At 40.3% G+C, this 25,423-nt stretch carries 29 protein-coding genes; all 29 read left to right on the plus strand.

The annotated features are described in order from the left end of the window. The first annotated feature begins 6 nt into the window (after window positions 1–6). The 29 genes from fliF to CRO56_RS15890 all read left to right on the plus strand — a co-directional run bounded on the left by fliF (window position 7) and on the right by CRO56_RS15890 (window position 25,422). The gene (fliF, locus tag CRO56_RS15750) at window positions 7–1,602 is read left to right on the plus strand and encodes a flagellar basal-body MS-ring/collar protein FliF (RefSeq protein WP_097159584.1); all 1,596 of its coding nucleotides are present in this window, start codon (window positions 7–9) and stop codon (window positions 1,600–1,602) included. 10 nt (window positions 1,603–1,612) lie between these two features. Beyond that, on the plus strand, window positions 1,613–2,626 hold the full coding sequence (fliG, locus tag CRO56_RS15755; protein ID WP_097159585.1) for a flagellar motor switch protein FliG: 1,014 nt from the start codon (window positions 1,613–1,615) through the stop codon (window positions 2,624–2,626). Beyond that, window positions 2,619–3,374 (plus strand): flagellar assembly protein FliH, encoded by a 756-nt coding sequence (gene fliH / locus CRO56_RS15760; RefSeq protein WP_179714299.1) that lies wholly within the window; start codon window positions 2,619–2,621, stop codon window positions 3,372–3,374. The genes fliG and fliH overlap by 8 nt, the downstream gene beginning before the upstream one ends. Then, complete coding sequence (gene fliI, locus CRO56_RS15765) at window positions 3,371–4,684, plus strand: flagellar protein export ATPase FliI (RefSeq protein WP_097159587.1); 1,314 nt, start codon at window positions 3,371–3,373, stop codon at window positions 4,682–4,684. The genes fliH and fliI overlap by 4 nt, the downstream gene beginning before the upstream one ends. Window position 4,685: 1 nt before the next feature. Beyond that, complete coding sequence (gene fliJ, locus CRO56_RS15770; protein ID WP_097159588.1) at window positions 4,686–5,135, plus strand: flagellar export protein FliJ; 450 nt, start codon at window positions 4,686–4,688, stop codon at window positions 5,133–5,135. 5 nt (window positions 5,136–5,140) lie between these two features. Next, complete coding sequence (locus tag CRO56_RS15775; protein WP_097159589.1) at window positions 5,141–5,734, plus strand: MotE family protein; 594 nt, start codon at window positions 5,141–5,143, stop codon at window positions 5,732–5,734. A 31-nt stretch (window positions 5,735–5,765) separates the two neighbouring features. Then, window positions 5,766–7,058, plus strand: a complete 1,293-nt coding sequence (locus CRO56_RS15780) for a flagellar hook-length control protein FliK (RefSeq protein WP_097159590.1) — start codon at window positions 5,766–5,768, stop codon at window positions 7,056–7,058. Between the two features lie 12 nt (window positions 7,059–7,070). Beyond that, window positions 7,071–7,706: a flagellar hook assembly protein FlgD gene (gene flgD / locus CRO56_RS15785; RefSeq protein ID WP_097159591.1), complete on the plus strand. Its 636-nt coding sequence runs from the start codon at window positions 7,071–7,073 to the stop codon at window positions 7,704–7,706. 6 nt (window positions 7,707–7,712) lie between these two features. Continuing rightward, on the plus strand, window positions 7,713–8,099 hold the full coding sequence (locus CRO56_RS15790) for a TIGR02530 family flagellar biosynthesis protein (RefSeq protein ID WP_097159592.1): 387 nt from the start codon (window positions 7,713–7,715) through the stop codon (window positions 8,097–8,099). Between the two features lie 82 nt (window positions 8,100–8,181). After that, window positions 8,182–9,363 (plus strand): flagellar hook protein FlgE, encoded by a 1,182-nt coding sequence (locus CRO56_RS15795; RefSeq protein ID WP_097159593.1) that lies wholly within the window; start codon window positions 8,182–8,184, stop codon window positions 9,361–9,363. Between the two features lie 49 nt (window positions 9,364–9,412). Beyond that, window positions 9,413–9,634 carry a flagellar FlbD family protein gene (locus tag CRO56_RS15800; RefSeq protein ID WP_097159594.1) on the plus strand — a complete coding sequence of 74 codons (222 nt, stop codon included), beginning with the start codon at window positions 9,413–9,415 and terminating at the stop codon, window positions 9,632–9,634. Next, window positions 9,624–10,055, plus strand: coding sequence for a flagellar basal body-associated protein FliL (gene fliL / locus CRO56_RS15805; RefSeq protein ID WP_097159595.1), 432 nt, complete (start codon window positions 9,624–9,626; stop codon window positions 10,053–10,055). The genes CRO56_RS15800 and fliL overlap by 11 nt, the downstream gene beginning before the upstream one ends. Window positions 10,056–10,084: 29 nt before the next feature. Then, window positions 10,085–11,083: a flagellar motor switch protein FliM gene (gene fliM, locus CRO56_RS15810; RefSeq protein ID WP_097159596.1), complete on the plus strand. Its 999-nt coding sequence runs from the start codon at window positions 10,085–10,087 to the stop codon at window positions 11,081–11,083. Next, window positions 11,073–12,236, plus strand: coding sequence for a flagellar motor switch phosphatase FliY (gene fliY / locus CRO56_RS15815; protein ID WP_097159597.1), 1,164 nt, complete (start codon window positions 11,073–11,075; stop codon window positions 12,234–12,236). Before fliM ends, fliY begins: the two co-directional genes overlap by 11 nt. A 33-nt stretch (window positions 12,237–12,269) precedes the next feature. After that, window positions 12,270–12,632 carry a response regulator gene (locus CRO56_RS15820; RefSeq protein WP_097159598.1) on the plus strand — a complete coding sequence of 121 codons (363 nt, stop codon included), beginning with the start codon at window positions 12,270–12,272 and terminating at the stop codon, window positions 12,630–12,632. 58 nt (window positions 12,633–12,690) lie between these two features. After that, window positions 12,691–13,332 (plus strand): flagellar biosynthetic protein FliO, encoded by a 642-nt coding sequence (locus CRO56_RS15825; protein ID WP_097159599.1) that lies wholly within the window; start codon window positions 12,691–12,693, stop codon window positions 13,330–13,332. Next, the gene (gene fliP / locus CRO56_RS15830) at window positions 13,325–13,990 is read left to right on the plus strand and encodes a flagellar type III secretion system pore protein FliP (RefSeq protein WP_097159600.1); all 666 of its coding nucleotides are present in this window, start codon (window positions 13,325–13,327) and stop codon (window positions 13,988–13,990) included. The genes CRO56_RS15825 and fliP overlap by 8 nt, the downstream gene beginning before the upstream one ends. 15 nt (window positions 13,991–14,005) lie before the next feature. Then, window positions 14,006–14,275, plus strand: a complete 270-nt coding sequence (gene fliQ, locus CRO56_RS15835; protein ID WP_097159601.1) for a flagellar biosynthesis protein FliQ — start codon at window positions 14,006–14,008, stop codon at window positions 14,273–14,275. Between the two features lie 4 nt (window positions 14,276–14,279). Next, window positions 14,280–15,053 carry a flagellar biosynthetic protein FliR gene (gene fliR / locus CRO56_RS15840; RefSeq protein ID WP_097159602.1) on the plus strand — a complete coding sequence of 258 codons (774 nt, stop codon included), beginning with the start codon at window positions 14,280–14,282 and terminating at the stop codon, window positions 15,051–15,053. A gap of 13 nt (window positions 15,054–15,066) precedes the next feature. Then, entirely contained in the window at window positions 15,067–16,164 is a 1,098-nt protein-coding gene (flhB, locus tag CRO56_RS15845; RefSeq protein ID WP_097159603.1) for a flagellar biosynthesis protein FlhB, read from the plus strand. Window positions 16,165–16,214: 50 nt separating this feature from the next. Then, complete coding sequence (gene flhA / locus CRO56_RS15850) at window positions 16,215–18,254, plus strand: flagellar biosynthesis protein FlhA (RefSeq protein WP_097159604.1); 2,040 nt, start codon at window positions 16,215–16,217, stop codon at window positions 18,252–18,254. Beyond that, window positions 18,244–19,374, plus strand: coding sequence for a flagellar biosynthesis GTPase FlhF (gene flhF, locus CRO56_RS15855; RefSeq protein ID WP_097159605.1), 1,131 nt, complete (start codon window positions 18,244–18,246; stop codon window positions 19,372–19,374). The genes flhA and flhF overlap by 11 nt, the downstream gene beginning before the upstream one ends. Window positions 19,375–19,378: 4 nt before the next feature. Beyond that, window positions 19,379–20,284: a MinD/ParA family protein gene (locus tag CRO56_RS15860; RefSeq protein ID WP_097159606.1), complete on the plus strand. Its 906-nt coding sequence runs from the start codon at window positions 19,379–19,381 to the stop codon at window positions 20,282–20,284. Continuing rightward, the gene (locus CRO56_RS15865; protein WP_097159607.1) at window positions 20,281–21,357 is read left to right on the plus strand and encodes a protein-glutamate methylesterase/protein-glutamine glutaminase; all 1,077 of its coding nucleotides are present in this window, start codon (window positions 20,281–20,283) and stop codon (window positions 21,355–21,357) included. The genes CRO56_RS15860 and CRO56_RS15865 overlap by 4 nt, the downstream gene beginning before the upstream one ends. Window positions 21,358–21,465: 108 nt before the next feature. Next, a complete protein-coding gene (locus CRO56_RS15870; protein ID WP_097159608.1) occupies window positions 21,466–23,478 on the plus strand; it encodes a chemotaxis protein CheA in 2,013 nt (670 codons plus the stop codon). 21 nt (window positions 23,479–23,499) lie between these two features. Beyond that, complete coding sequence (locus CRO56_RS15875; RefSeq protein WP_097159609.1) at window positions 23,500–23,931, plus strand: chemotaxis protein CheW; 432 nt, start codon at window positions 23,500–23,502, stop codon at window positions 23,929–23,931. Between the two features lie 33 nt (window positions 23,932–23,964). Further along, window positions 23,965–24,600, plus strand: coding sequence for a chemotaxis protein CheC (locus CRO56_RS15880; protein ID WP_097159610.1), 636 nt, complete (start codon window positions 23,965–23,967; stop codon window positions 24,598–24,600). Further along, window positions 24,593–25,090 carry a chemotaxis protein CheD gene (locus CRO56_RS15885; protein ID WP_097159611.1) on the plus strand — a complete coding sequence of 166 codons (498 nt, stop codon included), beginning with the start codon at window positions 24,593–24,595 and terminating at the stop codon, window positions 25,088–25,090. Before CRO56_RS15880 ends, CRO56_RS15885 begins: the two co-directional genes overlap by 8 nt. Continuing rightward, on the plus strand, window positions 25,090–25,422 hold the full coding sequence (locus CRO56_RS15890) for a hypothetical protein (protein ID WP_097159612.1): 333 nt from the start codon (window positions 25,090–25,092) through the stop codon (window positions 25,420–25,422). The genes CRO56_RS15885 and CRO56_RS15890 overlap by 1 nt, the downstream gene beginning before the upstream one ends. Window position 25,423 lies beyond the last annotated feature (1 nt).

Consider the following 25,423-nt stretch of genomic DNA (forward strand, 5'->3'; position numbering starts at 1 on the left):
ATAAGAATGAATGAATCGCTTCTAAGACAATTAAAGGGAATACAAACATTTTGGAAAGAGCGAACAAGGCAGCAAAGATTAGCGTTCGTGTCTGCCATATTAATCATCTTTATTAGTCTAACCGTTATTATTTTACTAGCTTCAAAGAGTAATATGGTTCCTTTATACAGTAATTTATCGCCTTCCGAAACGGGTGTCATTAAAGAAACATTAGATGGCAGAGGAATTGACTCCGTTATTACAGATGGGGGAACGACGATTTCGGTTCCAGAACAATTTGTAGATACGCTAAAAGTTGAATTAGCTGCTGAGGGGATCCCTGATTCTGGTCAGATCGATTATTCCTTCTTTAGCGATAACGCTGGAATCGGGACAACAGAACAAGAGTTTAATGTAATGAAGCTTGATGCCATGCAAACAGAACTTGCTAATCTCATCAAAGGGATTGATGGTGTCGAGGATGCCCAAGTGATGCTAAGTCTGCCTGAGCAAGGAATTTTTGTCAGCGATGCAGCAGGTGAAGCATCCGCATCGATTGTTTTACATACGAAACCGGGTTATTCATTTAGCCAAGATCAGATTTTTTCTTTATACCATTTAGTTTCTAAAAGTGTTCCAAACCTTCCTACTGATAATATCGTCATCATGAACCAATATTTTGAGTATTTCGACCTAAATAATAACGGAAATATACAAGGCAGTACGATTTTTCAGGCACAGTATGAGATGCAGAAGCAAATCGAACGTGATATTCAAAGAGAAGTTCAGCGGATGTTAGGTACAATCATGGGGCAAGACAAAGTTGTGGTATCTGTCACAACGGATATTGATTTTACCCAAGAAAACAGAGAAGAAACATTGGTTGAGCCTGTTGATGAAGAAAACATGGAAGGGATCACGATTAGTGCACAGCGACTGACAGAAACCTTTACAGGTAATGCTGAACAGGCGGCAGGTGTCCCTCAAGGTGAGGATCCGACTGATCCGCTCAATCAATATATGGGCACTGACGGATCAAATGGAGACTACGAACGAATCGAAGAAACGATAAACAATGAAGTCAATCGGATTCGAAAGGAAATTGTAGAAAGTCCTTATAAAATCAAGGATGTCGGCATTCAAGTCATGGTTGAGCCTCCTGTGCCGGATGATCCTAACTCTCTCCCAGAAGGAACGGTTGAAGATATTACTCAAATGCTAAGTACGATTGTAAGAACCTCTATACATAAAGATGCAGAATCTGAAGAAATCTCAGACCAAGTGCTTGAAGATAAAATTGTTGTTTCCGTTCAGCGCTTTAATGGAAAAACTGAAATGCCTTCTAATTCTGCCGGTCAATTACCGTGGTGGATTTATGCGGTTGGCGGTGTGCTCATTCTATTAATCATTATTTTACTCGTTCTATTTATGAGGTCACGGTCAAGTCAAGCTCAGCAAGATTATATTTTCGATGAGGAAGAAGCAACACCGATTCATGTGCCAGACTTAAACGAAGAGAAAGAAACGGAAGGAACTGTAAAACGGAAGCAATTAGAACAGCTGGCTAAAAATCATCCAGAAGAATTTGTAAAACTTCTTCGTTCTTGGTTAACACAGGATTAGGGGGGATACGATGAAAAAAGATACGAAGGAATTAACCGGCAGACAAAAAGCAGCTATTTTACTTATCTCCCTTGGCCCTGAAGTTTCAGCTTCAGTCTATAAGCATTTATCAGAAGAAGAAATCGAACAGCTTACTCTAGAAATCTCTGGAGTCAGAAAAGTCGATGCGATTGCAAAAGAAGAAGTATTAGATGAATTCCATAGCATCGCGCTTGCTCAGGACTATATATCACAAGGCGGGATTGGGTATGCCAAAATGGTGCTTGAAAAAGCACTCGGACATGAACAGGCTAATCTAATCATTAATCGTTTAACATCTTCCTTACAGGTTAAACCCTTTGATTTTGCAAGGAAAGCAGATCCTAGCCAAATTTTAAACTTTATCCAAAATGAACATCCGCAAACAATTGCACTCATTTTATCTTACTTAGATCCGGCACAAGCTGGACAAATCTTATCGGAACTGCCGCAAGAAGTCCAGGCCGATATTGCTAAGCGGATTGCTCTAATGGACCGGACTTCGCCAGAGGTTATTAACGAAGTGGAGGAAATTTTAGAGCGAAAGCTTTCAACCACAGTGACTCAGGATTATACGCAAACGGGCGGAATTGAAGCGGTAGTTGAAGTGTTAAACGGGGTTGACCGGGCTACGGAAAAAACGATTTTAGATGCATTAGAGATTCAGGATCCCGAGCTTGCAGAAGAAATCAAGAAACGAATGTTTGTCTTTGAGGATATTGTTACATTGGACAACCGTTCGATTCAGCGCGTTATTCGTGATTGTGAAAATGAAGATCTTCTTTTTGCTCTTAAAGTGGCCAGTGAAGAGGTTAAAGAAATTATCTTTAAAAATATGTCCCAGCGTATGGCTGACACCTTTAAGGAGGAAATGGAGTTAATGGGTCCTGTCCGATTAAGGGATGTTGAAGAGGCTCAATCGAGAATCGTTGCCATCATAAGAAGACTTGAGGATGCAGGAGAGATTATCATAGCCAGAGGCGGAGGAGATGATATCATTGTCTAAAGTTTTAAAGGCATCTCCACTGGCAAATCTGCAGCAGCAAAAAGTCATCGGAGTCCAATCCTTCTATACGCAGCAAATTGAACAGAAAATAGAAGAAGACCCCGAGAAAATGGCCCAGCACATTATATCTGAAGCAAAGATAGAGGCTGATCGAATCATTCATTCTGCCTATCATAAGCAAGATTCGATCCAACAAGAACTTGAGAAAGCTAAAGCTGAATGGGAAATTGAAAAAGAACAGCTGAAAGCAAAAGCGAATGCACAAGGCTATGAAGATGGTCATCAGGAAGGATTAAAGCAGGGGTACGAGCAAGTCCAAGCTCTTATTCAGCAAACTAATTCAATTGTTGATAAAGCCAAGGAAGATTATTACGCACATTTGCAAGCATCCGAGAGAACGATCGTAGAACTTGCGATGAAAATTGCTGAAAAAATAATTGGTGAAAAATTGCAAGAGAGTGAAGCCTACATTAGTTATACAAAACAGGCAATTGAGCAGGTAAAGAACCAAAAAACAGTGTTTGTGTACGTTCATCCGGAACACTATGAAGAATTAATACAAATCAAGCAAGAGTTAAAGCTGATTCTTCCTGCCGAAGCTGAGATATACATCTATGCAAACCCTGAACTGAATAGTACAGGCTGTTACATTGAAACAGAAGGCGGTAAGCTCGATGCCAGTGTAGAGGTCCAGCTTACACAGGTCAAAGCTCATTTGTTGGAGTGGCTAGAGGAGGATGACCATTGAAGGCACAAGACCTCATTCCAATGATTGACCAAATCGTCCCATATAAACGGTATGGAAAAATTAAAAGGGTTATCGGACTTTTACTTGAATCACAAGGACCAGCAACCTCAATCGGGGATGTCTGTTACATTTATACAGGTTCTGGCCGGAAGAAAATTTTGGCAGAAGTAATTGGCTTTCGTGAAGATTATTGTGTGTTGATGCCCTACAGTACGATTCAGGAAATTTCACCCGGAAGTTTAGTTGAAGCGCTCGGGAAACCTCTGGAGATAAAGGCGGGCTCGGCACTGATTGGACAAGTGGTGGATGCGCTTGGGTTCCCTTTGGATGGTTCTACTTTACCTAAAGGATTGGTTCCTGTCCAAACAGAGCAGCAGCCTCCCAATCCGTTAAAACGGCCAACTATAAATGAAATTATTTCTGTAGGTGTGCGTGCAATAGATTCATTGCTTACGGTTGGGAAAGGACAAAGAATTGGTATTTTTGCCGGCAGTGGTGTCGGAAAAAGCACCTTGCTTGGAATGATGGCGAAAGAAACCCAGGCAGATGTGAACGTGATTGGTCTGATCGGAGAACGTGGCAGGGAGGTAAAAGAGTTCATTGAAAGAGATCTTGGCGATGAAGGCTTAAAAAAATCAGTAGTGGTTGCAGCCACCTCAGACCAGCCTGCTTTAATGAGAATTAAGGGTGCCTTAACGGCAACGGCAATTGCTGAGCATTTTCGCGACCAAGGCGCTAACGTTCTTCTGATGATGGACTCCGTTACCAGGGTTGCGATGGCACAAAGAGAAATTGGTTTAGCAATCGGCGAACCTCCAACCACTAAAGGATACACACCATCCGTTTTCGCCTTATTACCAAGACTTCTCGAGCGTACGGGAACTAGTGAAAAAGGTTCAATTACGGCATTTTATACAGTTCTCGTCGATGGTGATGATCTGAATGAACCGATTGCTGATACAGTCAGAGGGATTCTGGATGGGCATTTCGTGTTGGATCGTTCCCTTGCTAATCAAGGTCACTTTCCAGCGATCAACATCTTAAACAGTGTAAGCCGCTTAATGAATCAGCTCGTTACTCCAGAGCATCTAAAAGCAGCAGAAATGCTTCGTGAAACATATGGTAAGTATTTGCAATCAGAAGATTTGATTCAAATCGGCGCTTATAAAAAAGGCGCTTCACGAGAAATTGATGAGGCCATCCGGCTTTATCCAAAAATAAAAGATTTTCTTAAACAAAAAACCAACGAAAGAAGCAGCTTTGAAAAAAGTTTACAGCTTCTCGGGCACGTAATGGAGGAGGGTATTTAAGATGAATTATATATTTCGCTATGAGTCCCTGCTCTCAATTAAGGAAAAAGAGAAAGATCAGGCCAGAAACGACTATCAAGCTTCTATTACCCAGTTCGAACAAGCAGCAAACCAGCTTTATGAATTGTTAAAGAAAAAAGAGGAGCTTGAAGCGAATCAAGAGTATGCCCTATCAACGTCTGGATTAAGTGTTCTTGAGATTAAGCAGCTGCAGCAATATCGAAAGAATCTCGAAGAAACCATTTCAATGGTGCAAAAAAAGGTTTCACAAGCGCGGCAAACTATGCAAATTAAGCAGTTCGAATTACAAAAAAGTGACGTTGAAGTAAAGAAATATTCAAAATTAAAAGAACGAGATCAGATTCAGTTTCAGCTTCTTACCAAAAAAGAGGAAGCAAAAGGAATGGATGAGGCGGCTATCAGACAGTTTACGAATCTAAAATTCAGGTGAAGCAAATGGAAAAAGTGATTGATAGACATTTAAACGAAAAATCAGGCTCAAAAGGTAAACGATTCGTATTATGGATTATCCTGCCTTTGCTGCTCGTTCTAATAATTGGTCTGGCTGTTATGAGTATTTCAGGTATTAATATTTTTGAAAAAGCAGAAGAGTTAAGCATTAACATTCCATTCCTGCCAAAACAAACCGATGAAGCCGAAAATCGGATTGAATCCAGTGAACTCATCGCCCTGCAGGGACAAATAAAGGATCAGGAATCACAAATGGATGAGCTAAAAAGCACGATATTGGAAAAAGATCAATCGATCGCAGAGCTGCAACAGGAAATTGAACAACAATCTCTTATTATTGAAGAACTAAGAGAGGTTCAAGAAGACAATAAACGAGAATTTAATGAAATTGTCTCGACTTTTGAATCGATGTCAGCGAAAAATGCGGCACCTATTTTAATAGAAATGGATGAGTTTGTTGCCCTGCAAATTTTATCACGGGTCGATGAAGAAACACTGGCATCCATTCTCGAGAATATGCCGCCAGCAGATGCAGCCCGCTTTGCACAAAGCCTAACCGTTTTTATTCCAACTGAATAAAAAATACTCCCTGAAAGGAGGTGAAACATAGTTGAATGTAGCGAGTATACAAGCACCAGTTCAACTGTCACAGCATGCAGTTCATCATAGTGAATTTGGAAAAATAGAGGGATTTGCGACGTTTCTGCAAGCAGCCAAAGGACAAAGCTCGACCATACATAATGAACTTAGAAACGGCGAAACAATCTCTGATCAAGATGTAAAAGACTTACTAGCCTTGCTAACACTGGAAACGGGTTCAGACATAAATAGCCTCTCAGATTGGTTGAACGGTGAAGAGGATGCCATTCTTCAGCTTGATTCCCTAATGTTTGTAAAGGAAGAAGATATTCCATTTGAACTGTTTGCCTTCTTACAGAATGTTACTGCCATGAATACTGAGGACTTGTTAAGCTTTTTAACAGAATACACAGGACAGGCAGGACAAATAGGTCAGATGGACATCAAGCAAGTGGCATCATTTGAAACCTGGGCACAAACAGCTGCTCAAATCGAATTAAGTATTTCAAAGGGAGAAGCCCCTAATGTGCTTAAAATTCTGGAAATGCTTAAAATGGTTGAACTAGCCGGAAGCCGTTTATCTCTTCCAGCAAAAGAAGCTGCAGCACTAGAACATTTACAGCAGTCGTTAGGCAAGATCCGGGAAAATTTAGAAATCTTTCTTAAACAGTCAAAAAAACAGCCGCTATTTGACCGGATTCTAGAAAGCTATCAGGCAATGAAAAACTCGGGGAATGAGCTAACGAGTGAAAAACTTACATTAAATGCTGTTGCGAATGAAAAGCTCGCTGCAAACTCAGGATTGAATGAAAGCTCTGTTAAAGCATTCGAAGGGAATTTGTCCTTTTTGACGCAAATCAAACAGCCAATTGTTACCAATAGTCAAACGAATACAAAGCCAGTTTCCTTTGAGCAATTCACAGAAATGCTCACAAAGATGATACAAAAAAGCAGTTTCTCTCATTTAGAGGGAACACAAAAGCTGTTGGTTAAATTGCATCCGGAACATCTTGGAACGCTAAGAATCGAACTGGTAAGACAAGATGGAATAATTACAGCAAAGCTTTTAACGTCGACTCAGGCAGCAAAGGAACTAATAGAATCCCAGCTTCAAGGATTTAGAAATGCAATGGGACAAGCTGTTCAAATCGATAAGATCGAGGTTATAGAGAATTACACACAACCGCAAGAACGTTCTTTCTATAACAAGGAACAAGAACACAAGCAGCAATCAGGACAACAGCAAAACAAACATAAAAATAACAGCCAGTCTGAAAATGAACAGATTCAGTTTCAAGATGTGTTATTTGAATTAATAGTGTAGGCGGGTGATAGGATGACAAACACGATTCATCCCTCTTTACTTTTATCTTCGGTTCAGTCGGAAAGAGAAGTGAAAGATGGAAGCAGTCTTGGCAAGGACGAGTTTTTACAGATTTTAATCACACAGCTTCAGAATCAAGACCCTACGAATCCGATGCAAGACAGGGAATTTATCGCGCAGATGGCGACGTTTTCGAGCCTGGAGCAAATGATGAATCTTTCCGAGTCGTTTGACAAATTTGTTCAGCAGGAGCTCACGTCTTCTCTATTAAACTATCAGCAGTTAATTGGGAAGGATGTTTCCTATGTGCAAATCTTGGAAGGCAAAGAAGGACTAGAAGTTGTAGAGGGAAAGGGTAAGGTACTAGGCATTGAATTCATTGAAGGACAAATTTTATTGAATCTGGAAGATGGTACGACGATTACCCCTGGTGATTTAACGGAGATTAATCAATTCTCAACTCCACAGTCCATTGTAGATGCGAGCCATATGATTGGTCTAACTGTAACTTGGCTTGATGAAGCTGGTACTGAAATAACATCTTTGATTGAAGCGGTTTCTTATAAAAACGGCGAGCTCAAATTTTTGACTGCGGATGAAAAAAGTATCACACAAGATCAAATAGTAAAAGTGCTGCAGGGAGAATGAGAAAAGATGAAACCAATTTATGTTTCTAATTTTCCTAAGCTGCCAATAGTTCAAACCAGTAAAACTCAACCGCAGCCAAGCCAAGCACAAGGAAGCTCATTTTCCAATCATTTAAAAGAGGCTATTCAGCAGCAATCAGGCTTAAAAGCCAGTAAGCATGCAATGGAACGAATGAATGAGAGAGGGATTCAGCTCGATGAATCAAGCTGGTCCAAATTGCAAAGTAAAGTGCTAGAAGCAAAACAGATGGGATTGAAAGAATCCCTGGTGTTAATGAAAGATTCAGCTTTTATCGTGAGTGCCAACAACGAAACGATTATTACAGCAATGTCACGGAAGGAAGCTAATGAACAGATCTTTACAAATATCACGGGAACTATTGTATTGGAATAAGCCTGGACCAATAACGGAGGGCTTAAAGCTGCCGACTGACAGAAGCAGCTAATTGAATAATTTCTAGAGAGGAGAATGAAGAATGCTTCGTTCGATGTATTCAGGAATAAGCGGATTAAAGAACTTTCAAACCAAGCTTGATGTAATTGGAAATAACATTGCCAACGTAAACACATATGGCTTCAAAAAAGGAAGAGTCACCTTTAAAGACACAATGAACCAAACGATGGCAGGTGCTACGGCTGCCCAAGGAAATATGGGGGGTAAAAACCCGATGCAGGTTGGTCTGGGAGCAACATTAAGTTCAATTGACACGATTGATACCCAAGGAAGCTTGCAAACGACTGGCAGATCGCTGGATTTAGCGATTAACGGTGACGGTTACTTTGTTGTCGCACAAGGAGAATCATTGTTCTACACTCGTGCAGGGAACTTTTATCTGGATGATGAAGGAACGCTTGTTACGGCTGATGGATATAAAGTGCAATCCTATCAAAATGGTGTGTTAAACGACATTATGATCAACGTGAATGCGGCGCTTCCGGCAAGGCAAACAACTGAGATTGTATTAGCGGGTAACTTACCAAATGATGCTGTTGGAACACAAAGTATTTCGCAACAAATAAAAATTATTGATTCACTCGGCCAATCTCACACCATTGATGTTGAAATAGCTCCTAATGCAACTCAAGGGGACTGGGATATTACATTTACTAATAACCAACTTGGTTCTAGTTCTACTCCTACTACTGTTAGATTTCAAGCAGGAGATCCGACTACAGTCACTATTCCACTAGATACTAACAACGATGGAAATGCAGAGTCTGTTACGTTTGCATTAGATATTAGTGGTCTAACCAACAATCCAGGCTCCATCACAGCAATGGCAACAGCAGACGGTAATACGGCTGGAGCTTTAGAAAGCTATAACATTGGCGGATACGGTGAAATTAACGGAGTATACTCCAATGGACTCGTTGTAAATCTTGGTCAATTAGCATTAGCTAAATTCAGTAACCCTTCAGGTTTGGAGAAGGCTGGAAATAATCTTTACCGTGAAAGTGTTAACTCCGGCCGGCCAAATAATGGCGTACCTGGCGAGGGATTCGGGTCGATTGCATCCAGTTCACTTGAAATGTCAAATGTGGATCTTTCGGAAGAGTTTACGGAAATGATCGTTGCGCAACGCGGATTCCAGGCTAACACACGAATTATTACAACTTCGGATGAGATCCTCCAAGAACTCGTAAACTTAAAACGGTAGTAAAGGAGGGAGGAGGCCGGTCCTTTCATAACCCGGCCTCCGCTTAATCGTGATAACACTGACAAAACTAAATGGAAAAGAATTTTCTCTTCATGCTGTGTATATTGAGACGATTGAAGCTTTTCCGGATTGTACCATTACCCTGACAAATGGAAAGAAATTTGTAGTTAAAGAGTCTGTTGAAGAAGTTGAGAAACGCATCGAAGCCTTTTATATGAGGGTAGGCTTATTCCGTGTAATGGCACAAGGAGGGGAGCTTCATGAACAATAAATTGTTAACTACGTTATTTGCACTTCTATTAGCTGTCGTTTTAGTAGGAGCAGGTGCTCTGTTAGTCCTATTAAAGTTTGATAGAGAAGGAGAGGCTGAGTCGAAAGCCGCATCCATTGATGAAGTGCTGGAAGCATCTGTTGACATCCCAGAAATTACAACCAATCTGTTAAGCGGGGATTTCATCCGAATCGCTTTTAAAATCCAAACAGACAGTACAGAAACAAAAGAAGAGTTAGAGAAACGATCTTTTCAGGTTAATAACTTAATTATTAAAAAGCTTGCCAATATGGAGGCTGCCGATTTTCAAGGGAGTCAAGGAAAAATTGACTTAGAAGATTCCCTTAAGTCAGAAATTAATGACCTTTTAACAAAAGGTGAAATTGTGCAGGTGTATATAACCTCTAGTGTTCTCCAATAGAAGAAGCAAGGCAGTATGGGGGTGAAGAGATGTCAAGTGAAATACTTTCCCAAAATGAAATAGACGCCCTCCTCTCAGCATTATCTACAGGCGAAATGGATGCAGATGAGCTGAAAAAGGAGCAAGCTGAGAAAAAGGTAAGGGTTTATGATTTTAAAAGGGCGTTACGGTTTTCTAAAGACCAAATCAGAAGTTTAACACGGGTTCATGAAAACTTTGCACGTCTGCTTACGACCTTTTTTTCGGCACAACTTAGAACTTACGTCCAAATTTCGGTAGCTTCTGCGGACCAAATTCCCTATGAGGAATTTATTCGATCCATCCCCAAAATGACGATTCTAAATGTGTACGAAGTACCGCCTCTTGATGGGCGGATCATTATGGAAATCAATCCAAATGTTGCGTATGCGATGGTAGATCGTGTGCTTGGCGGAAAAGGAATAAGCTTGAACAAGGTAGACACCTTAACTGAAATTGAAACAAGGATCATGAAGAATTTATTTGAAAGAGCGATCGAAAACTTGGCAGAGGCCTGGTCAACCATTACCGAAATTGATCCGATTTTGTCTGATTTTGAGGTAAATCCTCAGTTTTTACAGATGGTATCACCGAATGAGACCGTTGTGGTTATTTCGCTTAACACGGTCATTGGCGAGTCAAGCGGCATGATTAATATTTGTATTCCGCACGTTGTACTTGAACCGATCATCCCAAAGTTATCTGTTCACTATTGGATGCAAACCGCAAAAAAGGAAATGCAGCCTGAGGATCTTCAATCGCTTGAAAAAAACATCAGAAAAACGGAAGTTCCGATTGCGGCCATATTAGGTTCTGCTGACATATCGATTGAGGATTTTCTTTCTTTAGATATAGGTGATGTCATTCAATTAAACCAGAAAATCGACGAACCCTTGCAAGTTATTGTGGAAGGAATTCCAAAGTTTATTGCACAGCCAGGCAATTATCATCAAAAAATAGCAGTCCAAATTTTAGACACCTACAAAGGGGGAGATGAAGATGATGAGTGATGGCATGCTCTCTCAAGACGAAATCGATGCTTTGTTAAAAGGATCGAACTTAAATGACACAGATGAATCCGCAGATCCTGTTCTTGATGTGAAGGATTATTTTAATGACATGGAACTAGATGCCTTAGGAGAAATTGGAAATATATCCTTCGGAAGTTCTGCTACTGCTCTATCCACTCTCTTAAATCAGAAGGTAGAGATTACAACTCCTTCTGTGAGTTTAGTAGAGAAACGGAAATTATCTGAAGAATTCCCTCATCCTTATGTGGCGATAGAAGTTCAATATACGGATGGATTTTCAGGATCTAACCTGCTTGTGATCAGGCAAAATGATGCAGCTATTATCGCTGACCTGATGCTGGGAGGCGAGGGCAAGCCTGAAAATACGGACTTAGGGGAAATTCAGGTAAGTGCCGTTCAAGAAGCGATGAATCAGATGATGGGGTCTGCTGCGACATCGATGTCGACGATTTTTAATAAAAGAATTGATATCTCTCCTCCGGTCGTTGAATTGTTGGATGTTCCGCAAGGGGAAGGGACAGAGAAAATCCCAAATGATAACTACATTGTTAAGGTATCCTTCCGTTTAACCATTGGGACGTTAATTGACTCCAATATTATGCAGTTACTGCCAATTGAGTTTGCAAAATCAATGACAGAAGAGCTATTGAATCCACCAGCGGGAAATATTAGTGAGCATGAGTTTGCAAAAGAGCAAAGTGATGAAATTTTGCAGGAGGTGGTCCAATCGGTGGAACCACAATCTCAACCTATTCAAGATTCCTTGTCTGGTAATCAAGCAAATCAGTCAAGTAAGCAGGGAGCACTTGAGAAAAATGTGCAGCCGGCAGTATTTACTAGTTTTGAAGAGTTTAAGCCTGCGCAAACCGAAACAAAAAACTTAAATATGCTGCTTGATATCCCTTTACAAGTTACGGTTGAATTAGGACGGACGAAACGGTCTGTTAGAGAAATATTGGAGCTTTCATCAGGGTCCATTTTAGAATTAGACAAGCTTGCTGGAGAACCAATCGACATTCTGATTAATAACCGTTTAATTGCACAAGGAGAAGTTGTTGTCATTGATGAAAATTTTGGAGTTCGCGTAACGGATATCCTTAGTCAAAGCGACCGATTAAAAAAATTACGATAATACTATACAGACCAAGCTTAGGAGGTTACGAATATGGGACAAAAAATTTTAGTAGTGGATGATGCAGCATTTATGCGAATGATGATTAAAGATATATTAACGAAAAATGGGTTCGATGTAGTAGCTGAAGCAGAAAATGGAGCGCAAGCCGTGGAAAAATTCAAGGAACATCATCCTGACTTAGTGACAATGGATATTACAATGCCGGAGTTGGATGGGATTTCTGCGTTAAAAGAAATTAAGAAGCTAAATAGTGATGCAAAAGTTATTATGTGTTCAGCGATGGGTCAGCAAGCCATGGTAATCGATGCAATCCAGGCAGGAGCTAAAGACTTTATTGTAAAACCTTTTCAAGCCGATCGGGTGATAGAGGCCATCAGAAAAACCCTGGGATAATGAGCCGAGCGTTTATGGTTGAAGAGTTTCAAGGTTTTCAAGAAAGGAAGGTGCAGCAATGAAAAAACGGAGACAGGTCATTTTCTTATTTTTTATACTATTCTTTTTGGGTGTCCTTCCTTTCCAAACGGTTTCAACTGTTAAGGCTGATACAACGAGTGTTAAAGAATGGCTTGAGAATCCAGAACAATCTGAATCTCCTTCCCAAACTTCAACAGAAGAGGGGGCTCCCCCTGCTCAGGTAGGCATATCGATTCTTGATGTGATTAAAATGATTTTTTCTACTGTTTTGGTTATTACTCTTCTCTTGTTTGTCCTAAAGTGGGTGCAAAAAAAGGGCAGAAACTTCGCGAACCATGGGGTCATCGAAAACTTAGGGGGGACGACACTAGGGAATCAAAAAAGCATTCAGCTTGTAAAAATTGGAAATAGAGTTTACATAGTTGGGGTAGGAGAGACAGTCACTCTATTAAAAGAAATTGAAGATGAAGAAGAAATAAGAGAACTTTTTGAATCCCAGCAGAATCAGCCCAAGGAGTCTGTAAAGGGATGGAGTGAGTTGTTCATTGGAAAAAAAGACACCAAGCAAGATAGCCGTTTTTTGGATTCATTAAAAAACGAGCTTTTAAAGGTGAAACAGGATCGTAAAAAAGTAATCGATGAGTGGAAGGGAAAAAGGGGTCAAGACCATCATGAATGAATTTATGGAATTTTTTAATACCAGTGATCCGGCGAATGTTTCCACATCGGTCAAGCTCTTACTTTTACTAACCGTTTTATCTTTGGCGCCCAGTATCTTAATCTTAATGACTTGTTTTACAAGAATTGTCATCGTCTTGGGTTTTGTTCGGACAGGCTTAGCTACACAGCAAATGCCTCCCACTCAAGTCATAATTGGACTGGCATTGTTTTTAACTTTTTTCGTCATGGCGCCTACCTTCCAAGAGGTAAATGAAGAGGCATTAACTCCTCTTTTTAATGAAGAAATTAATCTTGAAGAGGCATATGAGCGGGCAGTGCTTCCGCTGAAGGAATTTATGAGTGCTCATACTAGACAAAAGGATTTGGCTTTGTTTATGAATTATGGCCAGTATCCTGCACCAGAATCAATTGAGGATATCCCATTAACAGCTCTAGTCCCGGCATTTGCCATCAGTGAAATTAAGACAGCTTTCCAAATTGGATTTATGATATTCATTCCGTTTCTAGTCATCGATATGATCGTGGCAAGTGTACTAATGTCGATGGGGATGATGATGCTTCCGCCGGTTATGATTTCCTTGCCATTTAAAATTTTATTGTTTGTGTTAGTGGATGGCTGGTATTTGGTGGTCGAGTCTTTACTTCAAAGTTTTTAAAGAAGGTGAATAGGTATGTCCCAAGAACAAGTCATTTATATTGCAGAACAAGGGATCTGGGCCGTCCTTTTAGTATCAGGACCATTACTGTTATTAGCCCTCGTGGTTGGACTAGTGGTCAGTATTTTTCAGGCAACCACACAAATCCAAGAGCAAACCTTAGCCTTTATCCCGAAAATTGTAGCTGTCCTTTTAGGAATTGTATTTTTTGGTCCCTGGATGCTCGGACAAATGCTGACGTATGCTCAAGGTGTATGGTCTAATCTATTGACATTTGTAGGATAAGAGGATGATAGAACTTATTCCTGGAATCCCAGCTTTTTTACTTATTTTTATTAGGGTTACAACTTTTTTCCTAGTTGTTCCTCTTTATTCTTATCGGACAATACCAAGTACTCATAAAGTAGGTTTTTCACTTTTTTTATCCTGGATTATGTATTACACCATCGATAAGCCTGCAGATGTCCTTACAGAGCATTTTTTTCTTGTATTAATCAAAGAGGTTCTATTTGGTTTGTTATTGGGATTAATTGCCTTTATTATCTTGGCAGCGATTCAGGTTGCAGGGGGCTTTATTGATTTTCAAATGGGTTTTGCGATTGCCAACGTGATTGATCCGCAGACGGGTGCGCAAAGTCCGCTTATGGGTCAATATTTTTATATCATAGCTCTTTTATTTTTATTAGCAGTAGATGGTCACCATTTATTATTAGATGCCATTTTTTACAGCTATGAATTTGTTCCTTTAGAACAGCTTTCTCTTCCGCTCGGCAGTCAGGAATTGGCGCTCTTTGTAACAAAAGCCTTTGCTTCGATGTTTCTGATAGCCTTCCAAATGTCACTGCCGGTCGTTGCATGTCTGTTTTTAATTGACGTTGCACTTGGAATCACAGCTAGAACGGTCCCGCAGTTAAACGTTTTTGTGGTGGGGCTCCCATTAAAAATAGCAGTAAGCTTTATTTTTATTATTATTACCTTTGGAGGCCTAATGGTTGTAGTCAGCTCTTTATTTGATCAAATGTTTTTTACAATGAGAGGGCTAATGGAGCTGTTATCCAGTTAAAGGGTGTGAGACAGTGGCTTATGTAAAACTAGACCTGCAGTATTTCGCGGGGGAAAAAACAGAAAAAGCAACACCGAAAAAAAGGCAGGATTCGCGAAAAAAAGGACAGGTAGCCAAAAGCCAAGATGTAGGAACATCCTTTATCATGCTGGCTGTGTTTTTTGGATTGTTAATGCTAGGTTCCTACTTTCTGGACTTATGTCTCGATTTATATAAGCAATCATTCACTGATTTTATACTCGTTGAAGTGACACCATCTAATATAGAAAGAATAATGATGGATGTGTTTATGATAATGGTTCAATTTCTTGCACCCGTCATGTTAGCCGCGATTGTGGCTGCGATTTTTTCGAACTATATTCAAATAGGATTTTTATTTACGACGGAAACGATTGCCTTTAAGTTAGAGAAAATTGATCCAATCAAAGGGTTTAAGCGGATCTTTTCAATGAGAGCTATTGTAGAGCTATTGAAATCAATTTTAAAGATCACTTTAATCGGCCTCATTACCTTCGCTGTCCTTTGGATTCATCTGGAAGACATTATGATGCTAGCTCAATATAGTGTCGGTGAATCAATGGCAGTTGTTGGGGATTTAACCGTACAAATGGGACTTTATGCATCTTTTGCATTGCTTGCTCTTTCCGGTCTCGATTATTTGTATCAGAAATATGATTTCGAAAAAAATATTCGGATGTCAAAGCAAGATATCAAAGACGAATATAAAAATATCGAAGGAGATCCACTTATCAAGTCAAAAATTAAGCAACGCCAGCGTGAAATGGCAATGCGAAGAATGATGCAGGAGGTTCCCCATGCAGATGTAGTCATAACGAACCCAACGCATTACGCGATTGCATTAAAATATGATGAAGCTAAACTGGACGCCCCCTATGTGGTTGCCAAAGGTGTTGATTTTGTTGCACAAAAAATCAAGTTTATTGCCAAAGAAAATGACGTGACTCTAGTTGAAAATCGGCCATTGGCCCGTGCCTTATATGATCAGGCTGATATTGGCCAAGCCATACCAGAAGAATTTTTCCAGGCAGTAGCTGAAATACTGGCAGTTGTTTATCAAACAAAAGGAAGCATTCCTGTTTCCTACAAGTAATACTGATTACCAATGGATCGACTGATCTGTTAAATGTGAGGAGATTTGTCATGCGGGCTAAAGATATATCTGTATTCATCGGTGTCATACTCATAGTTGCTATGCTTATTATACCGCTTCCAGGGTGGTTATTAAGTGTACTAATCATCATTAATATAACGCTTGCATTGGTAGTTCTTTTAACGGCCATGAATAACAAAGAGCCATTGGAATTAGCTATTTTTCCTTCGCTATTATTAATTTTGACTCTTTTTCGATTAGCGTTAAATGTATCAACAACCCGTGCAATATTAGCCCATGGTGATGCGGGGCAGGTTGTTGAAACCTTCGGAACTTTCGTTGTTGGCAACAATGTTTTAGTTGGCCTTGTTGTATTTTTAATATTGATTATTATCCAGTTTGTAGTCATCACCAAAGGTTCTGAACGTGTATCAGAAGTTGCAGCAAGATTTACTCTAGATGCGATGCCAGGTAAGCAAATGAGTATCGATGCTGACCTGAACGCAGGAATCATTTCGGAAAAAGAAGCAAGAGAACGAAGGGATAAAATTTCTCGGGAAGCAGACTTTTATGGGGCGATGGATGGTGCCAGCAAGTTTGTAAAAGGGGACGCTATTGCCGGGATTATCATAGTTTTAATCAATTTAATTTTTGGGATTATGATTGGAGTTATCCAAATGGGGCTGCCCTTTGGTGAAGCGGCTGTAACCTTTTCTCTATTAACAGTAGGGGATGGAATTGTCAGCCAAATCCCGGCATTGCTCATTTCTACAGCAACTGGAATCGTCGTAACAAGAGCAACATCGGAAGGTAATCTCGGGAGTGATATTACCACTCAGCTGTTTAGGTATCCGATCATGCTTTATATTGCAGGGGGAGCGATATTTGTACTTGGCTTACTGACTCCAATTTCAGATATTTATACAATTCCAATCGCTGGTATGCTCTTTGTTGGGGGCTATATGATCAATAGGCCGCAGAACATAGACAAAGAAGATTTGCTGGAATTAGAGGAAATCGCAGAAACCGACGAGATGAAAAAGCCTGAAGCTGTCGTTAACCTGCTCAGCGTTGATCCGATTGAATTTGAATTCGGCTATGGTTTGATTCCTCTGGCTGATGCACAGCAAGGCGGTGATCTGCTTGATCGGATCGTCATGATTCGCAGGCAGCTTGCCATCGAGCTGGGGATGGTAATCCCGGTCGTCAGAATCCGAGATAACATTCAATTAAAGCCCAATGAGTATTCCTTAAAGGTTAAGGGCAATGAACTGGCCAGAGGCGAAATCTATATGGATCATTACTTGGCGATGAGTCCCTCTGATGAGGAGGATATGATTGATGGCATAAAAACCGTTGAACCATCTTTTGGACTGCCGGCAAAGTGGATTAGTGAAGAAGTAAAGGACCAGGCTGAATTAATGGGATATACAGTCGTGGATCCGCCGTCTGTTGTCTCGACCCATATAACAGAAGTCCTGAGAGCTCATGCCCATGAACTTCTGGGCAGACAGGAAACGAAACAGCTAATCGACCATTTAAAGGAAAGCTATCCTATTTTAGTAGAAGAAGTAACACCAAATCCTCTTTCCATCGGGGAAGTACAGAAAGTATTAGCCAAACTCCTCAAAGAAGGAGTGTCAATCCGCAATCTGCCTATCATCTTTGAAACATTAGCGGATTATGGAAAAATGACTTCCAATACAGATTTGTTAACAGAATACGTAAGACAAGCACTAGCCCGGCAGATTACTGCCCAATATGTATCCGGAGACCTATTAAAGGTGATTACCCTATCTGGACAAGTAGAGAAAGTGATCGCGGACAGTATACAACAAACCGAACATGGTCATTATTTATCAATCGATCCGGGGATAGCTCAAAAAATAGTAGAAAAGCTGGCAAAAGAAGTAGAAAAGCTTTCTCTGACTGAACAGACACCATTAGTGCTTTGTTCACCTGCAGTCAGGATGTACGTCCGGCAGCTTACGGAAAGGTACTTTCCGACAGTTCCTATTCTTTCTTACAACGAATTGGAAACGAATATCGAAATTCAGAGTGTAGGGGTCGTGAAACTAGATGAAATTTAAAAAATATATGGGACCAAGCTTGCCTGAAGTGATGAAAAAGGTAAGGGCTGAGCTTGGACAAAATGCAGTCATTATTAATTCAAAGACCGTTTATAAAGGCGGAGTAATGGGACTGTTTAAAAAGAAATATATAGAGGTTGTGGCAGCCATTGATCCGTCGGCGGTCGAACCTGTAAAACTTCCAAGCCAGCACCCTGAAAAACTAGCAGCTGATATGGCGGCTGTTACAACTAGATCTAAAATGAAAGAGTATAACCCAGATTTAGGCTTACTATTAAAAGAAGTGCAGCAATTAAAACAGGGGTTGTACCGAACTCAAGCTGAATTTATCGTTCCAGAAGCACTCAAACCGATGCTAAATCTGCTGGCTGAACAAGGGGTAGCGCCTTTTCTGCTAAACCAATGGGCTCCGATCTTGACCGAGCTATATTACAAGGAGCAAAAACCCGAGAATACAGATAAATTAAAAAGTTTACTAGCACAGACTATTTTCGAAGGTAAAGATCCCTTGCTCGATGGATCTGAATTGCTTGAGAAAAAATTTGTAGCGCTGGTCGGACCTACGGGGGTAGGGAAGACGACAACCTTAGCAAAACTGGCGGCGAAATCAATCCTGAAAGATCGGAAAAAGGTGGCATTTATCACAACGGATACATACAGAATTGCGGCGATTGAGCAATTAAAAACGTATGCCAATATTGTCGGTGCTCCAGTCGAGGTCTGTTATAATCTCGAAGATTTTAGCAGGGCAAAGGCTCGCTTTTCTAATTACGATACGATTTTTATAGATACAGCCGGGAGAAATTTTAGAAATGGCCAATATGTCGAAGATTTAAAAGAAGTGATCGATTTTAAAGAGGATGTACAAACATTCTTAACGATTGCACTCACAGCAAAAGAATACGATATTAAACAGATTATTGAGCAATTTTCACAGCTTCATATCGACCGCTTTATATTTACAAAACTCGATGAAACGAGTCAGATTGGGATGATCTTGAATCTTATCTGGGATACAGGTATAGGGGTAGGCTTTTTAACCACGGGACAAAATGTACCGGATGACCTGAAAGTGGCGGATAAAGAATGGTTATTATCGCATTTATTAGGAGATATGTGACTTCATGGATCAGGCAGCCAATCTTAGACAAAGATTTCAGTCGCATTTTGCAAACGTCACGGACCAGGATAAACGAAAAGAAGCAAAAACCATTGCGGTTGTAAGCGGCAAAGGTGGGGTTGGAAAATCAAATTTTTCCCTTAATTTTTCAATTTCACTCTCACAAAAAGGATATCGTATCTTGCTAGTAGATATGGACCTGGGGATGGGGAATATTGATATTCTGATGGGGGATTCGCCTAACATAACCCTTTATGATTTTTTAAATAACCAAGCCGATATCAATGACCTAATTTTTAAAGGACCGGCCAACATCTCTTATATGGCGGCAGGGAGCGCCTTCCAATCTATTAAAAAATTAGAAGGGGAAAAATTAGAACAGTTCATTCGGACGATGGAGCAGCTTTCGGTCTACTATGACTATCTGGTCTTTGATATGGGAGCTGGAGCAACAGAAGAGAGCTTAGCCTTTTTATTCTCAGTCGATGACTGTTTTGTAATTACAACACCAGAACCAACAGCGATTACGGATGCCTATAGTATGGCGAAGCACATAATTATAAATCAGGCACCGGTGTCACTTTACTTAATTTGTAATCGGGCAAAAAACAGTCAAGATGGCTCGGGAACTCTTCAAAAACTTCACAGAACGATATCAAAGTTTTTGCATAAAGACATTCATTTACTCGGGATTATTCCAGAGGATGAGAGTGTCCAAAAAGCAGTCATTAGCCAAACGCCATTTATTCTTTACCGGCCAGCAGCCAGAAGCTCCATGGCGATCGGTGAGATATCGAAGAAGTATATCAGTCATCAGGATTCTGCAACCGGTGCAGAATTTCTCCAGAAACAGCCAGGATTTTTACATAAATTAAGGAGTTATTTCTCCGAAAGGAAAGGTCATACATGATGAAGGTTCGGGTACTTATTGTTGATGATTCAGCATTTATGAGAAAGGTCATAACTGACTTTCTAAGTGATCACCCGCAAATTGAGGTTGTTGGAACAGCGAGAAATGGCGAAGATGCCTTAAAGAAAATTCAACAGTTAAAACCCGATTGCTTAACATTAGATGTTGAGATGCCAGTATTAAATGGGCTTGATGCGCTTGAAATGATTATGGAGCAAAACCCGATTCCAGTTGTGATGTTATCGAGCAGTACGAGGGAAGGGGCAACGAGTACTTTACAGGCACTTCAATTAGGGGCAGTTGATTTTGTTGCTAAGCCATCAGGTCCTATCTCACTGGATATGCACAAGATTAAAGACGAATTAGTCGAAAAAGTACTTCATGCTAGTACGGTTAATATCCAGCGTATTGTTGGAACAAAAAAATCTTCCAAAGGAATGGCTAAAAAAGACAGTCGTCCCAATTATGAGTCGCTTCGAAAAGAAAAAGCGCCTTCCGCTGGGGATCCAAAGCTAGTTTTAATCGGAACCTCAACCGGAGGTCCCAAAGCGTTACAAACAGTTTTGACTCAAATCCCGACTACAATTGATGTGCCAATAGTAGTCGTTCAGCATATGCCTCCAAAGTTTACGGAAAGCTTAAGTTTACGTTTGGATTCTCTTTGCTCTTTACGGGTAAAAGAAGCGGAGTGTTTTGAAAAATTAGAGAATGGAGTTGTTTATATTGCACCGGGAGGCGTTCATCTTGAAATTAAAAAGAGTGGTTCGTCACTCATATTTGAAATGAATGATAAAGATCCCGTTCATGGCGTGCGTCCTTCCGTTGATCTGCTATTTCAATCAGCTGCCGCATTAGAGGAATATGAGAAAATTGCCGTAATCATGACAGGGATGGGCTCAGACGGAACCAAAGGTCTCGAGCTCCTCAAGCAACAAGGACAAACAATCGCAATCGCAGAGTCTGAACAAACATGTATGGTATATGGAATGCCAAAATCAGCCGTATCAGCAGGTTTAGTTGACATCATCGTAAATGTGGAAGACATTCCTGGTGCCATTCTTTCTTTACTATAGGTTTTTTAAACCCAATGTTGATTTTGGTTAGCTTGTTGATTGAAGTGCCTGGAACGGAAATCAACAACCAAGTTTACCAGAGCCTTACTATAAAAAGGGGTGGAACAGATGGAAATGAATCAATATTTAGAAATGTTTATTGAAGAAAGTAAAGAGCATCTTCAAGCTTGTAACGATCATTTGCTCGAACTGGAAAAGAATCCTGGCAACTTAGAAATTATTAATGAAATTTTCCGCTCAGCCCATACGCTTAAGGGTATGTCAGCCACAATGGGATTTGAAGACCTGGCCAGTCTGACACACCAAATGGAAAATGTGTTAGATGCGATCCGAAATGAAAAGATTTCAGTTACAAGTGAAGTGCTGGATATCGTTTTTATGGCAGTTGATGACTTGGAAGCCATGGTGTACTCCATTGCTGATGGGGGCGACGGAAAAAAAGATGTCTCTGAAGTGGTGCGGCTTCTAAAGCAAATAGAAACGGGACAGCCGGTTTCACAAGAAAAGAAGGTTGCGGAAGATGCTTCCTTACATACCCAAAAGCATGGGCTAATCCAAACGTTTAATGACTATGAACAAAATATTATTACCCAATCCTTGGAGCAGGGCTATTCATGCATTGAACTAAAAATTTCACTTCGTGCCGATTGTTTATTAAAGGCTGCAAGGGTATTTATGGTATTCGATGTATTAGAAAAATTAGGTGAGGTCATTAAAAGCAATCCCAGCACAGAAATGCTGGAACAGGAAGCGTTTGATCAGGATTTTTCTGTTACGGTTATTACAGCTGAATCAGCTGAAGACGTTGCCGCAAAAATTATGAAGGTTTCAGAAATTGATAAGGTTGAAACCAAATTGATTCATATTGGAGATTTAAGCAGTGCACAGGCTGAAATGGCCGCAGCCTTAGCGAAAGAAGCAAAAGGAAATACGGATTCTGATCAGGTAAGCCATAAAGAAAAGAAAGTGTCCAAATCGATCCGTGTCAATATTGATCGGCTTGATCGGCTTATGAATCTGTTTGAGGAGCTTATTATTGATAAGGGACGACTGGAGCAAATATCCAAAGAATTAAAACATACGGCCTTAAGACAAACAGTCGAACATATGTCGCGCTTATCCGGGGATCTTCAGGACATTATATTAAAAATGCGAATGGTTCCAATCGACACTGTCTTTAATCGTTTTCCGCGGATGGTCCGGCAGCTCGCAAAAGATTTGCATAAAGAAATAGAGTTTAAGATTGAAGGAGCGGAAACTGAGCTCGACCGAACTGTAATTGATGAAATTGGAGATCCTCTAGTTCACCTGATTCGAAATGGTCTCGATCATGGTATCGAAACGCCGGAAGTGAGGAAAGCCAAAGGGAAAAATCCTGCAGGAACATTAGAACTTAAAGCCTATCACAGCGGAAACCATGTTTTTATTGAAATTAAGGATGATGGAGCAGGAATCAATCGGGAAAAGGTTTTACAAAAGGCGATTTCAAAGGGAATTGTGTCGGCAGAAGACGGAAATAGTTTAACCGATTCACAAGTTTATCAGCTAATCTTCTCGAGCGGTTTTTCAACAGCAGAACAAATCTCAGATATCTCTGGGCGCGGTGTTGGATTAGATGTCGTTAAAAGCACGATTGAATCGCTGGGCGGAGTAATAACGATTGAATCTGAACCTGACAATGGATCCTTATTTTCAATTCAGCTCCCTATGACCTTATCGATTCTGACGGTTTTATTAGTAGAGCTAGAAAAAGAAAAATATGCGATCCCGCTCTCTTCTATTATTGAAACGCTCATAATCAGTGCAAAGGATATGGTAGAAGCGCACAACCAAAAGGTCATGGACTATCGCGGGAAGGTTGTCCCTCTCGTCTTCTTAAAGGAATTATTTAAAGTACCAGTACAAGTAAAATCAGAGAACGAAGATCTATATCCAGTTGTTGTTGTCAGAAAAGGCGATAAGCAGATCGGATTAGTGGTGGATGCCTTTATCGGACAGCAGGAAGTCGTATTAAAACCATTAAGCCGGTATTTAGGAGATGTAAAGGCCATCTCTGGAGCTACGATTTTAGGTGATGGTCAAGTCGCTCTTATTGTCGATTCCAATGCTTTCTTTTTATAAAAATGAAGAGAGGGATGTACGATGTCAGAGAAACATGAGCAAAAATTAATTGTTTTTCAATTAAAGGAGAAAGAGTATGTAATCCCGGTTGAACAAGTTACATCAATTGAAAAAGTATTGCCGATAACCCGAGTCCCTTTAGCAGACAACTTTATAAAAGGGGTTATTAATTTAAGGGGAGTCGTGATTCCGGCAGTTGATCTTAAAGTCAGACTGGGAATGAAGGAAGAAGCTTACACAGAACGGACAAGAGTCATCATTGTTTCAACTGATGAATACGAGGTGGGATTAATTGTCGACGTGGCCAATGATGTGATTGATATTGACAGTGAGATGATTGAGTCACCAAAGACCTTTGCTACCGATAGCGAAGCTGAATTTATTGAAGGTGTGCTTCAATATAACAAACGGATAATGATTTTATTAAACGTAGGAAAAGTATTAGGAGCTTAAATCAGCTGCTATATAGTTAGGAGTCTTGCCGAGATGGATCTTTATGCCATTACTAATTTTCATTTAGATATTCTCAAGGAAGTAGGCAATATTGGTGCTGGCCACGCTGCGACCGCCTTATCCTCTTTACTGAAAGAAAAGGTCGATATGGAAGTTCCTTCTGTTCGCTTAGCCTCCTATGATGAAATGATGGAACTGTCTGGCGGTAGTGAGTCTGTGGTGACAGCAGCTTATTTAACAATTCATGGAGATATTAATGGCCATATGTTCTTTGTTTTACCTGTTAAACACGGGGAGCGTTTTGTAGAGATTTTGTTGAATGAACCTGTTTCTTTTCAGCAGCCGCCATTTTCAAGTCTGTCTATTTCTGTATTAGAGGAAATTGGGAATATTGTTTCAGGATCCTATCTTTCTGCCTTGTCTGATTTTTCAGGCTTAAAGCTTGTTCCATCCGTTCCAGCTGTCAGTGTCGATATGTTCGGCGCGATCATTGCCCATGGAATGTTAGAAATGTCCACTTATACAGACTCTGTGATTGTAATCGAAACTTTTTTACATTCGGATAATTGGAAAGAAGAGAAAGTAGACGGATATTTCTTTTTACTTCCTGACCCTGAATCGATCCCAGTCCTATTTCGCTCTCTCGGAGTTGAAAAGGACGATGATTAGCGCAGAAATGATTATCAAAGTAGGGATCGCCGATATGAAGCTTGGACAAGCTCCGCAAATATTAAGAACGACTGGATTGGGTTCTTGTGTAGGAGTCGTACTATTCGATGAAGGCTTGAAAATAGCGGGAATGGCTCATGTCATGCTGCCGGATTCTTCATTAGCGAGAGCAGGGACAAACCATTCTGCCAAATTCGCTGATACAGCTATTCCAAACCTGTTTGCCCTGCTATTAGAAAAAGGCGCGAGAAAGCTCTATATAAAGGCGAAGTTAGCTGGTGGTGCCCAAATGTTCCATTATTCTGGGGCAAACGAACTAATGAGAATTGGTGCGAGAAATATTGAAGCTGTTAAAAATCAGCTAAAGCTTCTCCATTTACCCGTCGTGGCAGAGGATACTGGCGGTACAAATGGGAGAACGATAGATTTTGTGATAGAAACCGGAGTTCTGCTGGTCAAAACCGTCAACAAAGGAGTTCATGAAATATAGTGAGTGGTCATTGGTTTTGGAATTTTTCATTTGGTTTGTTGGGTTTTCTTCTATATTTCTTTCTTTCTATTGAAAAAAAGCAACCATTACAGTTAATCATTCAATCGCTATTAGTCTTTATAATCTTATTTTTCATTATGTATATCATCAGATATTTGTGGTCAATTGGCATTAACAAACCAGAAAAACCGAATGAGGAAGTAACAGAAGAGGAAGTAAAGATAGACAGTGAAAAAGAATTAGTAACATTAACTAAACAACTAGAAAAAGAAGATATGGAAAAAGTCGTTTCGTTTATTCGAAACCAAATTCAAAAGGATCGCAATGCTTAAA

Origin of the sequence: Bacillus oleivorans (assembly GCF_900207585.1) — a bacterium.
Classification (GTDB): Bacteria; Bacillota; Bacilli; order Bacillales; family JC228; genus Bacillus_BF; species Bacillus_BF oleivorans.